The 14,295-nt window shown below is 41.9% G+C and carries 13 protein-coding genes; 4 read left to right on the top strand and 9 right to left on the bottom strand.

Annotation, left to right across the window (positions count from 1 at the left end; translation table 11 throughout):
• Positions 1 to 22: 22 nt before the first annotated feature.
• From RL70_RS08170 to RL70_RS08200, 7 genes are all read right to left on the bottom strand, one after another.
• Positions 23 to 1,186: a restriction endonuclease subunit S gene (locus RL70_RS08170; protein ID WP_039042928.1), complete on the bottom strand. Its 1,164-nt coding sequence runs from the start codon at positions 1,184 to 1,186 to the stop codon at positions 23 to 25.
• Positions 1,176 to 2,768 carry a type I restriction-modification system subunit M gene (locus RL70_RS08175; protein ID WP_039042929.1) on the bottom strand — a complete coding sequence of 531 codons (1,593 nt, stop codon included), beginning with the start codon at positions 2,766 to 2,768 and terminating at the stop codon, positions 1,176 to 1,178. The genes RL70_RS08170 and RL70_RS08175 overlap by 11 nt, the downstream gene beginning before the upstream one ends.
• A 248-nt stretch (positions 2,769 to 3,016) precedes the next feature.
• Complete coding sequence (locus tag RL70_RS08180; RefSeq protein WP_039042930.1) at positions 3,017 to 3,724, bottom strand: Crp/Fnr family transcriptional regulator; 708 nt, start codon at positions 3,722 to 3,724, stop codon at positions 3,017 to 3,019.
• Between the two features lie 13 nt (positions 3,725 to 3,737).
• A complete protein-coding gene (locus RL70_RS08185; RefSeq protein WP_039042931.1) occupies positions 3,738 to 5,624 on the bottom strand; it encodes a cation-translocating P-type ATPase in 1,887 nt (628 codons plus the stop codon).
• A 28-nt stretch (positions 5,625 to 5,652) separates the two neighbouring features.
• Positions 5,653 to 5,874, bottom strand: a complete 222-nt coding sequence (locus tag RL70_RS08190; protein ID WP_039042932.1) for a heavy-metal-associated domain-containing protein — start codon at positions 5,872 to 5,874, stop codon at positions 5,653 to 5,655.
• A 311-nt stretch (positions 5,875 to 6,185) separates the two neighbouring features.
• Complete coding sequence (gene sstT / locus RL70_RS08195) at positions 6,186 to 7,424, bottom strand: serine/threonine transporter SstT (RefSeq protein WP_039042933.1); 1,239 nt, start codon at positions 7,422 to 7,424, stop codon at positions 6,186 to 6,188.
• 364 nt (positions 7,425 to 7,788) lie between these two features.
• Positions 7,789 to 8,949, bottom strand: a complete 1,161-nt coding sequence (locus RL70_RS08200) for a DUF3221 domain-containing protein (RefSeq protein WP_039042934.1) — start codon at positions 8,947 to 8,949, stop codon at positions 7,789 to 7,791.
• Between the two features lie 137 nt (positions 8,950 to 9,086).
• On the opposite strand from RL70_RS08200, the gene RL70_RS08205 reads away from it, so the two are divergent.
• Complete coding sequence (locus RL70_RS08205) at positions 9,087 to 9,332, top strand: hypothetical protein (RefSeq protein WP_039042935.1); 246 nt, start codon at positions 9,087 to 9,089, stop codon at positions 9,330 to 9,332.
• Between the two features lie 222 nt (positions 9,333 to 9,554).
• A complete protein-coding gene (locus tag RL70_RS08215) occupies positions 9,555 to 9,884 on the top strand; it encodes a hypothetical protein (RefSeq protein ID WP_156137952.1) in 330 nt (109 codons plus the stop codon).
• Between the two features lie 312 nt (positions 9,885 to 10,196).
• On the opposite strand, the gene RL70_RS08220 is transcribed toward RL70_RS08215, so the two are convergent.
• Positions 10,197 to 11,231 (bottom strand): serine hydrolase, encoded by a 1,035-nt coding sequence (locus tag RL70_RS08220; protein WP_039042938.1) that lies wholly within the window; start codon positions 11,229 to 11,231, stop codon positions 10,197 to 10,199.
• A gap of 214 nt (positions 11,232 to 11,445) precedes the next feature.
• Positions 11,446 to 12,366, bottom strand: a complete 921-nt coding sequence (locus tag RL70_RS08225) for an HNH endonuclease (RefSeq protein WP_039042939.1) — start codon at positions 12,364 to 12,366, stop codon at positions 11,446 to 11,448.
• Between the two features lie 238 nt (positions 12,367 to 12,604).
• Between RL70_RS08225 and RL70_RS17280 the strand changes: the two genes are divergently transcribed.
• On the top strand, positions 12,605 to 13,054 hold the full coding sequence (locus RL70_RS17280; RefSeq protein WP_052245860.1) for a hypothetical protein: 450 nt from the start codon (positions 12,605 to 12,607) through the stop codon (positions 13,052 to 13,054).
• A 261-nt stretch (positions 13,055 to 13,315) separates the two neighbouring features.
• The gene (locus RL70_RS08235) at positions 13,316 to 14,266 is read left to right on the top strand and encodes a polysaccharide deacetylase family protein (RefSeq protein WP_082003369.1); all 951 of its coding nucleotides are present in this window, start codon (positions 13,316 to 13,318) and stop codon (positions 14,264 to 14,266) included.
• The last annotated feature ends 29 nt before the right edge of the window (positions 14,267 to 14,295 follow it).

Genomic DNA, 14,295 nt, shown 5'->3' on the forward strand with positions numbered 1-14,295 from the left:
CGTACTCCTCCTTTCCAGCTACTCAGACAAACATCTTTTGCAAAAATGCTTGTTTCGTTTGTTTCAAGGCTTCGAGTTCTTGTTCTTTTAAAGAAATATATTTATCTATATTATCTAAGACAGAAGCAATTTTGTTCTGCTCCTCTATAGAAGGCATAATTATTATCATGTCTGCAATCATATTAAGCCTAACAGAATCAACAGAAGTTTTTGCAGTCATCGCCTGTACTCTTTTATAAAAATTAGATGCAAACCAATGATAAAAGAATTTAGCAGATAATTCTTCATTAAAATCATACATCCTATATACACGCTGATGGATATCGTATTTTCCATTAATATAATGAAATACTTTTCCGGTACCTACTCCATCTCCTACAGTTAAAACTGCTTCTTCATCGTACAAATATTTATCACTTTTTTCTATTGTAGCTGAGCGGACAAAGAAGGGATATGTCCCTTCTTCAATTTTATCTTGTGTGTTACTCTTACCTGTAGAAATTGCGCACAAATTTTTAACAATATTCTTTTTCCATTCTTCGAAAAACCCGGAAAACCGAACTTCCGGCACGGTCTCGCCTGCCTGCGGAAACATCTTTTGCAAGAACCCTTGTTTTGTTTGTTTGAGGATGGCTAGTTCTTGTTGGTTTTTAGAAATGAGCTTATCTAGCTGTACAAATAAAAAACCGATTTTAGATTGTTCTTCTTTAGATGGAATTAATAATCTATAAGTTTTTAAAACTTTGAAGTATAAACGAACTCTTGTTCCACCCTTCTTTTGCATATGTGAAAAACTTGCAAACTTAGGCGAATGATTGAGAATTTTTAATATAAATTCATCATTAGCTTTATTATTAGTAGTGAACACAGGGTATTCTTTACTTACTAAAATAGGTTCACCCATGTTATTTTTATTAAAATGAAAAGTGGAATCATCTGACATATGACGATAAGTTATATAATTTTCGGGTACTAGACTAAACTTCAATGACTTGTTTATACCACTTCGTTCACCGTCAAAGTATTCTTTCTGTAAATATAAACCTTTTCTTGATGATGTCGCAATTGGATAGTTATCTCCGAATACAATTTCATTGTATTCTAATAAGAGATCACCGAGCTTATTGACTTCCCACTCTTCACTAAACTCCGAAAATCGAACTTCCGGTACATTCTTATTCCCCACGATTAAACACCTCTAATGCACCTTTAATCCACTCTTCATTCTCTTCGCCATACTCCAATGAAGAAATCATTTCATACAGACTATTTTCTAATTCAGCTTTCTCTTTACGGATGTCTTTAATTGAAGCACCCACTGCCGCCATATCTATAGGTTCTTCTTCTTTAAACGTATCAACATATCTAGGTATGTTCAAGTTGAATTCATTCTCTTTGATTTCTTCAAAACTCGCAACGTGCGAATACTTTTCAACGTTTTCTCGCTTCTCATACGTTTCAACGATTTTATCAAGGTTATCAAGTGATAACTTATTTTGATTCTTACCTTTTACAAATTCGCTACTTGCATCGATGAATAAAACATCACGTGTTATTCGGTTTTTCTTCAAGATGATCACTGTCGTAGGAATCGATGTTCCAAAGAATAGATTCGATGGCATGCCAATGACTGCGTCAATGCTGCCATCTTCGAGTAATTTCTTTCGAATGATGCCTTCCGCTGCACCGCGGAATAACACACCATGTGGCAAAACGATTGCCATCGTCCCAGAGTCTTTCAAGTGATACAGTCCGTGCAACAGAAATGCAAAGTCTGCTTTTGACTTTGGCGCTAGACGGCCATACCGATTGAATCGAGAATCGTCTAAGAACGTATCATCTGATGACCACTTTGCTGAATACGGCGGGTTCATTAACACGGAATCGAATGTATACGGCTCATCTGTCGGCCAGTCTTTGTTCAATGTATCGCCGTTGCTCAGACGGATATCTTCGTTATCAACTCCGTGCAAAATCAGGTTCATCTTTGCTAAGTTGAACGTGGTCGTGTTCAGTTCCTGTCCGTGATACTTCACATTTTCGGGATGATTGATGTAATTTCGAATATTTAGCATCAGTGAACCTGATCCCATCGTTGGGTCATAGACGCTGAACAGCTGTTTGTCTTCTTGTCCCATTGCGGCAATACGCGCCATCATGACGGACACTTCGTGTGGGGTATAGAATTCCCCCGCTTTTTTGCCGGCTTCTGATGCGAATTGGCTGATGAGGTACTCGTATGCATCCCCGATCACGTCCCCGCCATGACCTAATAGATTGATGGGATTGAGTTTTTTAATGACTTCTGAAATCGTAATGTTTCGTTGCTGGGGATCTGATCCTAGCTTTTTTGACGTCAAATCAACGTCATCGAACAACCCAGAAAATTGTAAGTATCTCGTGGATAGATCCGTAAACGCTTTCGTTAATTCATTTAACTGAAACGTGTTTTGCTTTGCTTGCTCCGTTAAATAACTGAACAAGTATTCCGGCTGAATGTCATACCCTACTGTGTCGACTAACGTCTCAATCAAGTCGCTCTTCACATCATCATCCGCCAACAGCTCGCGATACAATTTTGTCTGTTTTTCCGCTGTGTCGAATTCTTCTATGTATTCGTCCGCCAGCTCTACAACTTTTACAAGCAACCGGTCGGATAGATATTTGTAGAAAATCAATCCTAATAAGTAGTTTTTGTATTCGGATGCATCCATTTTGCTGCGCAGATTGTCTGCTGCACTGAATAATCTTGAGTTTAACTCGGACATATTTTGTTCCTCACTTTTCTGTATGTAATTGTTCGTTGGTAGAATTCATCGTACGATTACTTCATTTCTAAGTTACTGTAAAAAAGATGGTTCTACCTCTGATTGTATCATATCTGTACCTTGCCGCTATATCAGAAAACCAACTAGCTCCCTCCTAAATAGGAAGGAGCTAGTTTAGGCTCTTACTCAATAATTTTTTATGTTTGAATCTCACCGACACTTGTATACATTTCGCTATCCCGAAAATCTCAAGCCACCAGCAAAGCATCCAAATCCAACACCCGAATCTTCCTCCGCCTCTCCTGTTCAATCCATCCCGCGTCTTCAAACTCGGCCAACTTACGACTCACCGTTTCAGGTGTCGTCCCTAAATGTGACGCCAAGTCTTTACGCGTCATAGGCAATGTGATCAATTGAGTGCTTTGCTCTTCAGTTTGATCAGCCAGATACATGGCGATTCGTGTTTCAACGGTTTCCATTGCGATACTGGCCGATTGCTGTTCGGATTTTAACAGTCGTGAGGTAAACTCGGTTAACATTTTCAGTGAGATGGCTGGATATTTTAATAGAAACTGTTGGAGGGTTTCTCGATTCATGGCACATATTTCTACAGGTTCTAGGGCTTCTGCGTACGCATCGTTCACGGATTCGCTGAATAGCGACAGTTCCCCTGTGAAGTCTCCTGGACCGAGTATGCGAACCAATTGTTCTTTTCCTGTTTCCGATAATCGATAGATTTTGAGCCGGCCTTTGTGCACGATTTGCAGTCCGATGGATGGTTCACCTGCGTGATATATGGTTTCTCCTTTTGCATACGAGACGGAGTTGGTCGTTTTTACAATTTCGTTCATTTCCTCTGCAGTTAAATGGTTGAAGATCGGTACAGTCGCGATACAAGAATGACGCATCTCTACGTTGCTTGCCGCTTCATGTCCGCAGGAATTGTGTTCAGTCATTGGAATTCTCCCTTCACTCCGGTTGTAGTACTCTATTCGGTACATTTGGCTTCCTTTCCTTCTTCGTATACCGCATTAAGCGAACTGCGTTGAGGATGACGAGTAATACACTCACTTCGTGGATGAGCATGCCTGAAGCAAGAAATACTTTTCCAAACAGCACTCCCGCAAGTAGAATGAACACCGTTCCGACTGCAAAATAAGTGTTTTGCTTCATATTTAGGATGGTTGCTTTCGCTAGTCTTTGCGCATGAGAGAACTGGTCGAGTCGGTCTGCCATAAGGACAACGTCGGCCGTTTCCATCGAGATGTCAGAGCCGCCTTCCCCCATGGCGAGCCCAATGTCTGCTGTCGCGATTGCCGGTGCGTCGTTTATGCCGTCCCCTGCCATAGCGACGACGTGGCCATCTGCTTTTAACTGCTTGATCCACGCTACTTTGTCTTCCGGTAGTAACTCTGCGTGAATGTGATCGAGTCCAAGCTGGTTGCCAACCAATTCCGCTGTATGACGATTGTCACCCGTTAACATGATGACTTGTTTGACACCATTGTCTCTCAACTCTTGAATCGCTTCCTTTGCTTCTGGACGAATCTGATCTGCAATGGAGATAATCCCTTGCACGACTCCGTCAACTGCCGCAAAGATGGCTGTGCTTCCTGCTTTTTCTCGTTGGACGGCATACGCTTCCATGGATTTTTCTATGACAATGCCTTTCGCCGCCATCAGTTTACGATTGCCGACTGTTAGGATTTTATCTTCAATATTTACATGGACACCATTGCCTTCAATGATTTCAGCGTCCTCGGGTTGATTGACCAAAGTAATTCCACGTTTTTGTGCTTCTTTGACGATTGTTTGACCCAAATGGTGTTCAGAAATAAGTTCGGCTTCTGCAACTAAGCGCAATAATTCGTCTTCATCTCCAGAAACGATGTGAATGTTTGTCACTTCAGGACGTCCTTTTGTGAGTGTTCCTGTTTTGTCGAACACAACGGTGTCGACTTTTGCTAGATTCTCCATGATTTCGCCACCTTTGACGAGCACACCATGTCGAGCTCCGTTTCCAATGCCCGCAACAATCGATACAGGAGCAGAGATCACAAGTGCACCGGGACACGCGACGACCAGAAATGTCAGTGTCATTTCGATATTTCGAGTAAAAATGTAAACGAGTATAGATAATAGAACGATGGCTGGAGTGTACACTGTTGCAAAACGATCGAGGAACTTTTGTGTTTGCGATTTCGTTTCCTGTGCTTCCTCTACGAGTTCAATGATGCGTGCGAAAGTTGTGTCGTCACCTACGCGGTCCGCGATTACCTCAATAAATCCGTTATTAACGATACTTCCACTAAATACCCGGTCATCAATCGCTTTTAGCGCTGGCACAGATTCTCCAGTAATTGCTGATTCATTCACTGTAGCGTTTCCAGTGACGATTACGCCGTCCGTTGCGACTTTTTCTCCAGAGCGGATGATCACGCGGTCGCCTTCTATGACGTCGTCGATTGCAATAGTCATGGTTTCGCCTTCACGGATGACCGTTGCGTCACTAGGTGCCATGTCAATGAGTGATTTGAGTGACGAGCGAGTTTTTTCGAGTGTCCGAACTTCGAGAAAAGCCCCGAACAAGAACAGAAATGTAACCGCAGCGGACTCAACGTATTCTCCGATGAATAAGGCACCGATGACTGCGATGGTTACGAGCAGTTCAATACTGAACGCTTTCATTCGAAGTGCTTGAATTGCTTTCCATGCGATAGGTGTTCCTGCGATGACCGTCGCTATAATGAGCGTCCATTGTTTCGCGTCTGTGAAGCCAGTAAAATGAAATCCGATTGCTATGACGAGCAGTATCGCTGTTACCGCTGTAATTTGAGACGTTCTTTTGGCATTCATGATGGGTCCTCCTTTCCTGAGTAGTCGTTCAAGATACTTTTTGTGAGAGCACTGGATAGCCTAGCTTTGAAATCGTTTGTTGGATTTCATCCGCAGTGACTTGGTCTTCATTAAACTGAGTACGAACTTTACTTGAGTTAAATAGGACGTTCACTTCCTGGATACCTTCCATTTTTCCTAATGCACGTTCAATCTTCTTAATACACGACGGGCAGCTAAGCGGTTCTAACGTAAATACACCTTTTCTCATGATTTTCATCCTCCTATGTGTTGGTTACTGATCTTCTACCTGTAGTATAAGAGGGTTTCTGATTTAAAACCTTGACGCGCATCAAGATTCAATGTTGGATTTCCATTTTTATAAAAAAAGACTATCCAACCAGGTGATGTCACCCATTGGATAGTCTGTCACAGCTTATTTTCGACTTTCATATCCTGCCTTACTCTTTAAGAAAAGTCTAACGAGAACTCATATGGTGGTCTTACTCACCAACATTCGCAAAAAAACTGCAATCACCAGATCATCTCCGGTAATTGCAGCTTCTTTTATTTCGATGAACCTTAAGATTTCAAAGCAGCAGCGTTACCTACTTTACTTTCCTTATACTCTTTAGCATACTCAGCTGTAGCCGTGAACAATACGTCAGTCGATGAGTTCAATGCAGTTTCACAAGAGTCTTGAACAACCCCGATGATAAAGCCTACACCTACAACTTGCATCGCAATCTCATTCGGTACTCCGAACAAACTACATGCCAGTGGAATCAATAGAAGGGATCCGCCTGCAACTCCTGAAGCACCAGCTGCAGAAACAGCTGCAATGACAGAAAGCAAAAGAGCTGTCATGAAGTCCACTTGAATATCAAGTGTGTTGACTGCCGCGAGTGTGAGTACAGCGATTGTAACGGCTGCACCCGCCATATTAATCGTAGCCCCTAAAGGAATGGATACTGCGTACGTATCTTCATCCAAGCCAAGCTCTTCACACAATTTCATATTTACAGGGATGTTTGCAGCTGAACTGCGTGTAAAGAATGCTGTGAGACCGCTTTCTTTTAACACTCTGAACACTAATGGATATGGATTTCTGCGTATATAGATATAGACGATCAATGGATTCACAACAAGTGCAATGAACAACATACAACCCACTAAGATTAAAACGAGTTTTCCGTATACGAGTAAAGCAGAAAGACCAGTTGTTACAATTGCATCAAACACAAGACCCATAATACCAATCGGTGCTAGATTGATGACCCATTGTACAACTTTAGTAATTGCATCTGAAAAACTGCCCAACATGTCTTTCGTGTTTTGATTCGCACTTTTTAGTGCAAGACCTAGAACAACTGCCCACATTAAAATACCTAGATAGTTCGCATTCAGTAAAGCATCTACTGGATTGGATATCATATTAAAGAGTAACGTTTGAAGAACCTCGACAATACCTTCAGGTGGAGTAAGTCCTTCCGCTCCTTTAGTCAATGTTAGTGTAACTGGGAATATAAAACTTACTGCGACAGCGACAAACCCTGCGAGGAGTGTACCAATTGCATAAAGTGCAAGAACCGTTTTCATATTTGTTTTCGTTCCGCGTTTATGCGCAGCAAGTGCGTACATGACTAAAAATAAGACTAGAACTGGCGCAACTGCTTTTAATGCACCTACGAATAATGAACCAAAAATAGTGATCCCACTTGCAGCAGGAACTGTTAAGGCTAAAATAATACCAAGAATAATACCAATACCAATTCTTTTTACTAGACTAATTCGATTCCATTTAGCAATTAGATTCTTCATAGCTATCCCCCTTAAACTTTTTTCAAACCCCTCCGATAAAAACGTACATTCGTCCCTTACTACCTGAGTAAACATATGCAAATCTTTCATCAAAGTTGACTGAGGATTAATTTTAACACAAGTTTTTATAATTGAGTAATAGTTTTTTACTATCAGAATATTTATGAGTTTTTTTGTAGTATCCTATCTATCATTTATGCGTGTAGAGATAGTTATATACTAAAAAAGCTGAAATTACTATTTGTTCTTTAGTAATTTCAGCTTATAGGCTTTATAAATCAAAGTGCTGAACCATGCATTTCAGAAAAAATTCCGAACCTTTCCTGAGTTGTGTCGTGCGAAGGTACAGTTATCTATTCCTCTTTCACCGGTCTTCAATCTCCAACACCCTCTCATCGTTCAGTATTAGCGTCCAAACGCTGCGTACTGGTTCATAGCTCACTTTTTCGATGACAATAAAATCGTTTGCATTCTCCTGAATCGCTTTCTCAACAACTTGTGATTCCGAAAGCATAGCACCTGCAGGGCGATAATCAGGAAGTATTTCGACGAACTTCGCTGTACCTTGCGCAGGATATGACTCGGCAAGTGCGCCGGTCGCTTCCACTTTTACTCGCTGCCCGACTGTTAGCTGATCGGCTTCGGGGAATGAATAGCTCACCGCACCTTCTGTTCCTCCTGCGACCAAAAAACTGCCGTTTGAAGTCTCCAAGACAAATCCGCCTTCTTCCACAGGTGTCTCAGTTCCGAATTTTTTGGGTTTGATAACCGAAGACTGTCCTGGCTCTGCAACCATGCTACCTTCCTGATTAAAATTCAACGCATAATCAGGGAATTGTTTTTCCAGTTTCTGCTGCTGTTCAGTTTTCAAAAAGTCGTGACCTATTGAAATTTCTCCTGAAATCGTATCTACGGAAACTGAATAGGAACCACGGCCGTCGAATAGTTCATCCACCGCTTTCGCAACTTTATCTTGCTGAACATATAGTTCATGCTGCGTATGCGGACTGCGGAAAATATAAATCGGTTCCGCCAAGATTTCTCCCGCATCGACCTTCTGCTGCAAGATGTCGAGGACCTGTTGCAATCGCGAGTCAGGGTCTTTCAGCCCAATCCAAATCCCCGACTGCGCAGCGCCATCCTGCTGATTTTCAAAGAAGAGCACCCCCTCCTTATCAAGTCCTCCATCGGCACCGTACACTTCTTCGACCGCGTTAATTGCAACAGGACCTTCAATCGCCTGGACCGCCATGTCCTCTTCCAATTCTTTTGACGGGTTCCCGAAATAACCTTCCGTGTAATCCGTACTCGTCAGTTGCTCCTGAGCTATCAAATCGCGCTGAGACGACTCTTCGACAGACTGTTTCAGTTCTGCAATAATATCACGGCCGCCTACGGTTTTGATCACCCGCCAGCTATCCTGCTTAACGGAACTGGTGTCTGTTGCCCGGTCAGTCCCCTCTGTTCCGCATCCACCTAGCAATAATGCAATGGTTATGCCAGCCATAAAGATCATATTTCTCATCGTTCAGTCTCCTTTGACAAGTTAGACGGCGGTGGTGGTGGAATGTTACAGTTTTAAGCATTCAAACAATTTGAGTCCTGTTCATCCGGTAAGCAATCCGCTACGATAAGGGTAATCAGCATTCGGGAGTGTGGCAAATGGAGAGGATAAAAGAAATTGCTGGACTCGCAGCCGTCACGTTACTGTTAAGCTTGCTGACGTGGGGGCTGGCGTCGTCCTACCTGGAAGAATTCAACTTATTCTCAGCAGATCCGACGTCAGTGACGGTTACTGAAAAGACAGGAGCGAAGGGATTATTCACGCCACCCTTATATTACGTGAGGGTCATACTGCCGAACGGTAAAGAATCACAGAATCTCAACCGATTTCTAAAAGGCAGATGATGGAGATCGAGAAGGTTGATTCACTAGGTGGGTACTCATCAGGTCCGTCTGATTTTTCGACGATACACGATATTATCATGGACAGTATCTTTTACTCGGCCGGTATTCTCATCCTAGGGTTTTTTTGCGTTCTGTTGCCTGATCGCAACGGTGCTTTCCATTCCAGCACTGGATCGGTTGGAGCAAAATAGATCATACAAGCGAAACGTGAAACGCAAACGGATGAAACGGAAGAAACCGGAGAAAGAAGGAAAAGGCTGGGGGATCGTAAGTGTTATACTTCTGTTTTTTTTATTCTTCTTAGGGCGTTTTGGTTGGAACTTGATACGAAAATTTCTGCCGTTCGGAAAGACGGACACAGATGCCATGATCTTTGACCGATATTCAGATGTCACCTACCGCAAATACCAAGACTCGATTTGTAAACTGACCGTTTCCTTCGAAAATCAGGCTGGACAAAATATCCAGGTTATCAAAAATGTCACACGGACACTTACCAGCAATACGATATTGGAGACAACTGCCGATCACTTTCAACCATGCAAATCCTAACGATGTGTTTGTCCAGGCCACTTCTATCAAGGACGCGTTCCAGCTGGCCATGACCTGGGAATCATTCGTCTACGGAGTGCTATTGGCTGTCAGCGCTTTTGTGGGATGGGCGTTCTATGATAGCCGGCTGAAGAAAAAGTGGCAGAAGAGTCGGGACCAATAAAATCCTTATAGTGTACCTGGTAACTTTGAAACAGTTCCAAATCTTGTCTGATAATAAACGATTTATTATTGAAAAGTATGATGGCGGTTTAAAAAGGCTACCAGAAAAAGTCAATGTGACTTTCCCCAATAGCCCTAAGTACGTTCTTTTTATATTTTCAACTCTAGTACTCCCTCAATCTCCTTCAACATCTCAAACGCACCTTCAGATTTATTGGAGCACACGACAATCATCGCTTCTTCTTTAGGTACATAAACGGCGCGGAAGTTGACGCCGGGGTCGTAACCCATTTGGATATATTTGACGACGTTAAGTAGTGTGTCTACTGCCATGTAGCCGCCATATCCGTAATAGATCAGCCTGTCTTCATTTACTACTTCACGTGGTTTCAGTAGATTCGCGGTCACTTCTTCTGACAGCAACTCGTTCGTTTTCAGTGCTTGCCAGAACTTAGCCATGTCTGAAACAGTTGTGTAAGCCCCGCCATCTGGTCCACCTTTAGCTGGTAGTGAGTAGATGTTAGTTTTCCAAGAGCCATCTTCATGTTCAATGTAACCAAGCGCTGTTCGTGCAGGCAATCGATCCATCTCGAAGTATCCTGAGTCTTGCATGTCTGCTTTTAGGAAGATCCGATCTTCTACAAATTCAGTAAAGCTGATCTTAGCTACGTGCTCGATGATGAGTCCTAGTAAAATGTAGCCTGAATTGTTGTACTGAAACGGGCTACCAGGTTCTGCTTGCATTGGTTCATGTTGAAAAAGCGGCAGGAAGTCCTTTGGTGAACGCACGTTATAAGCTGGACGACTTTCCCACAGTTCTTCGTAATCTTCCATGACGTCTTCATTGAAATAGTCAGGTATCCCCGATGTATGCGTCAGTAGCTGGTGAATCGTAATCTCGCTGTTGAAATGAGGAGATTCAAGATCGACGCAATCGATTAGTTTCGAGTCGAACGTTACCTTCCCTTCTTCAACAAGCATGCAAATTGCGGTTGCTGTGAAGATCTTGCAGCCGGAAGCAATTGAAAAACGTGTGTTAAGCTGATTCTCTACTTTGTCTGACCAGTTTGAGTATCCGTGGCTACCTGTGATGATGTTATCCCCTTTCCGACCATAAAAGGCACCGGAAAAAGAGAGTTCCTTTTGCTTTTCATCCAAATACGTTGAAATGTTTTCTGTATTCATAGTGATTCCTCCTGGATTCCTTATTTTTTGTTGTATTGCTCGTTAAAAGGAACCCAATTATGTTGTTCATACCATATAACGAATCATATGAATTCACTCCCTGCCGATTAACGTTACTGCCATTTTACAAGAGACGAATAATCGTTTCAATTATATTCTGAATATTAATCTCACTGTTTCATTACTCATATGCTTCAGCTATTTCGAACAAAGGTTATTCCTTAAATAGATGCTTCTTATGCCACTTCAAATAAGGTTTATTCTTCTCGGTTCTATTCACTCGCAACTTTGCATGAAGACCATACTTGTTGTAATCCTCTTCAGGGATGCTTGCTGATATATGAATCTTCCCTTGTCCATCAAATGAAATAAGACCATTGTTATACAAAGCATTATGGTTGCGACAAAGTAAGATTCCGTTGTTGGGATCAATACGCTCATTGTTGGTGCTGTCTTTCCATGGTTTTGCGTAGCTTGCCTGAAGCAGTTCGGGCAACTCGATGTCGCAAAGTGCGCATTTATCGTTCCAAAGTGGCATGAGTTCGTTTCGGAATCGCTGGTGGCCAAGTCGGACTTTCGTTTTTGCTTCTGCTTCGGTTTCAGCGAGGATTGGAGTGAGGAAATCGTGCTCCGTTTTTCGCACGGTTCCCATTACGAATTCCAATTGCTCTTCATCGATTTCGTAAATGTTCAAGTCGCTTATGAGCTCGACAAGTTTAATGGTGAGTTCATCGTTGCACGGATATAGATAGCCCTGATTCCCATTGGCGTTTTCCTGAAACGGTGAATACTTTACAGGCAGAAGTGGGAGAATCTCATCGAAAACATTTATGATTGTCAATGGCTTATCAAATTCATAGTAATCTGCCTCTACTAGATAGCCTTTATCGTTTTCATTGCCTGGTAGATGAATTGGGGTTGGCTTTCGTTCTTCCCTGTATCCGGTTTTCGCTATACTGATTGCGACAATATCCCCTTTTACGTAATGGAAAATACGATCACCCTCATTGACTTCTTTCATCCGTTCCCAGAAATGCTGGACATTTCCGGCACTGTCTTGTTGCAAGGACCAGAGAATTCCTAATTCTTTCTCTTCGTGATAAGTACGTCCTTGCATCACTATGTAACTTTGCATATGGTGTCACTCCTTTACGAACTGGTGCATGTTCAACTACTTTAATCATAGCTGTTAATGAAGGAAGTTGCATCTTTAGGCGTTGAGATTCCCATGCAACTTTACGTTTGAATTTGGTGTAGGAAATTTCCGAACTGTGGTATTCTGGTTCTAATACAAATCGGATACACTCGGGTGAATACTAATGGATTTTATAGGAAATAAGTGAGTTAACCAGCAAAAAGGGAGGAGGAAGAACATGGACAAGGAATTAATCAACACGTTGAAATACGTCTTGGATGACGCTCTCCAGCCTATACATCATCGTTTAGATAGGATGGATCAACGCTTTGATGGGTTGGATCACCGTCTTGATGGAATGGATCATCGTCTCGATGGGATGGATAACAAGTTTGATGGGATGAATAAGAAGTTTGATGGAATGGATAACAAGTTTGATGGGTTGGACCAACGTATTGGTGGTTTGGAAGTCGAGCTAAAAGAGTTTCGTTCAGAAACGAATACTGCTCTTCAACTTATTCAAAGTGGACAGCGGGGCACGCGTGAAGAAATGACGCAGCGTTTTAATGAGACCCGTGAAGGATTCCAAAGAATAGAAGCAGATTTTAAGTTCGTGAATCATAAGACCGCGGATCATGAATTAAAATTTAATCGTCTAGAAAATGAATCGAAAGAAAATCGTCAATAACGTTTTTCAAGGATCCATTTTAATTCAATGTGTTAAGGCCGAATCTGTCAATATGAACAGATTCGGTCTTTTCGTATTCTCTGTATACCATACAATCTAGAAAAACTCGTCAAAATGACTCAAAAGGCAAAACCATCATTGTAGACGATGAACATTTATTCAAAAAAGCCTTGGAATACGACTGTACTTTCTGTTTCAGTATTAATAATCAAACTACGGGCATACCAGAATAGATTGACTACAACTTCTATACTGGAGGTTATTATGAAACAATTTGTTCTATTGGTGTTTGTAATAATAGTTTGCTTAGCTATCATAATTGTTGGCAATGAAAAAAATCCCGCTTTAAAAGAAACCATGATGGCGACAGACGCTGGAACTGATGTTTCTACAAAAGCAATCCAATCCTATGCAAAGGAGTATGAAATAAAGCCTATCGATGCGAAGATTGACCGGGTGTGGAAGGCCATTCCAGGATACAACGGTTTGACTGTCGACATCGAGAAGTCCTATCAAAAAATGTTAGATAACAACAATTTCAATACTGAACATCTCGTCTTTAAAGAGGTTTCCCCAAAAGTTCATCTAGAGGATCTTCCCCCTTCACCTATTTACAAAGGCAATCCTGAAAAGCCGCTAGTCGCGTTATTAATCAATGTTGCATGGGGCGAGGAGCATATTCCAAATATGTTAAAAACGTTTAAAGAGTCTAATGTAAAGGCTACTTTTTTCTTTGATGGCAGTTGGGTGAAACAGAACCCCGACATTTTAACAATGATTAGTCTTGAGGGACATGAGATCGGTAATCACGCTTATAGTCATCCTGATCTCGCTAATCGTTCCCGTGAAGAAACATGGATTGAATTAGAGAAAACAAATGAGGTCATTGAAGCGACATTGGGCGTAAAACCGAAGTGGTTTGCACCGCCAAGCGGGAGTTTTAATCAGGTGACTATTGACGTTGCACATGAACTGAAGATGAACACCATCCTTTGGACGACGGACACGGTCGACTGGAAAAAACCAGATACGTCTGAGATGGTCTCTCGAGTTTTATCAGATATTGAAAATGGCTCCATGGTACTTATGCATCCCACAAAACCAACTTCCGAGGGGCTAGCTGCAATAATTGAAGGAATAAAAAAGAAAGGAATTCATTTAGGTACGGTTAGTGATTTAATGAGTGAAAAACGGGGGGATTCATACAAATAGTACCTATGAACACAATTTTCGTGATTGGT

Source organism: Sporosarcina sp. ZBG7A (assembly GCF_000813425.1).
Classification (GTDB): domain Bacteria; phylum Bacillota; class Bacilli; order Bacillales_A; family Planococcaceae; genus Sporosarcina.

Coding starts and splice junctions, on each gene's coding strand:
- RL70_RS08175 (WP_039042929.1), bottom strand. CDS start 2,768: ATGTCCGAGTTAAACTCAAGATTATTCAGTGCAGCAGACAATCTGCGC.
- RL70_RS08180 (WP_039042930.1), bottom strand. CDS start 3,724: ATGACTGAACACAATTCCTGCGGACATGAAGCGGCAAGCAACGTAGAG.
- RL70_RS08185 (WP_039042931.1), bottom strand. CDS start 5,624: ATGAATGCCAAAAGAACGTCTCAAATTACAGCGGTAACAGCGATACTG.
- RL70_RS08190 (WP_039042932.1), bottom strand. CDS start 5,874: ATGAGAAAAGGTGTATTTACGTTAGAACCGCTTAGCTGCCCGTCGTGT.
- sstT (WP_039042933.1), bottom strand. CDS start 7,424: ATGAAGAATCTAATTGCTAAATGGAATCGAATTAGTCTAGTAAAAAGA.
- RL70_RS08200 (WP_039042934.1), bottom strand. CDS start 8,949: ATGAGAAATATGATCTTTATGGCTGGCATAACCATTGCATTATTGCTA.
- RL70_RS08205 (WP_039042935.1), top strand. CDS start 9,087: ATGGAGAGGATAAAAGAAATTGCTGGACTCGCAGCCGTCACGTTACTG.
- RL70_RS08215 (WP_156137952.1), top strand. CDS start 9,555: ATGAAACGGAAGAAACCGGAGAAAGAAGGAAAAGGCTGGGGGATCGTA.
- RL70_RS08220 (WP_039042938.1), bottom strand. CDS start 11,231: ATGAATACAGAAAACATTTCAACGTATTTGGATGAAAAGCAAAAGGAA.
- RL70_RS08225 (WP_039042939.1), bottom strand. CDS start 12,366: ATGCAAAGTTACATAGTGATGCAAGGACGTACTTATCACGAAGAGAAA.
- RL70_RS17280 (WP_052245860.1), top strand. CDS start 12,605: ATGGACAAGGAATTAATCAACACGTTGAAATACGTCTTGGATGACGCT.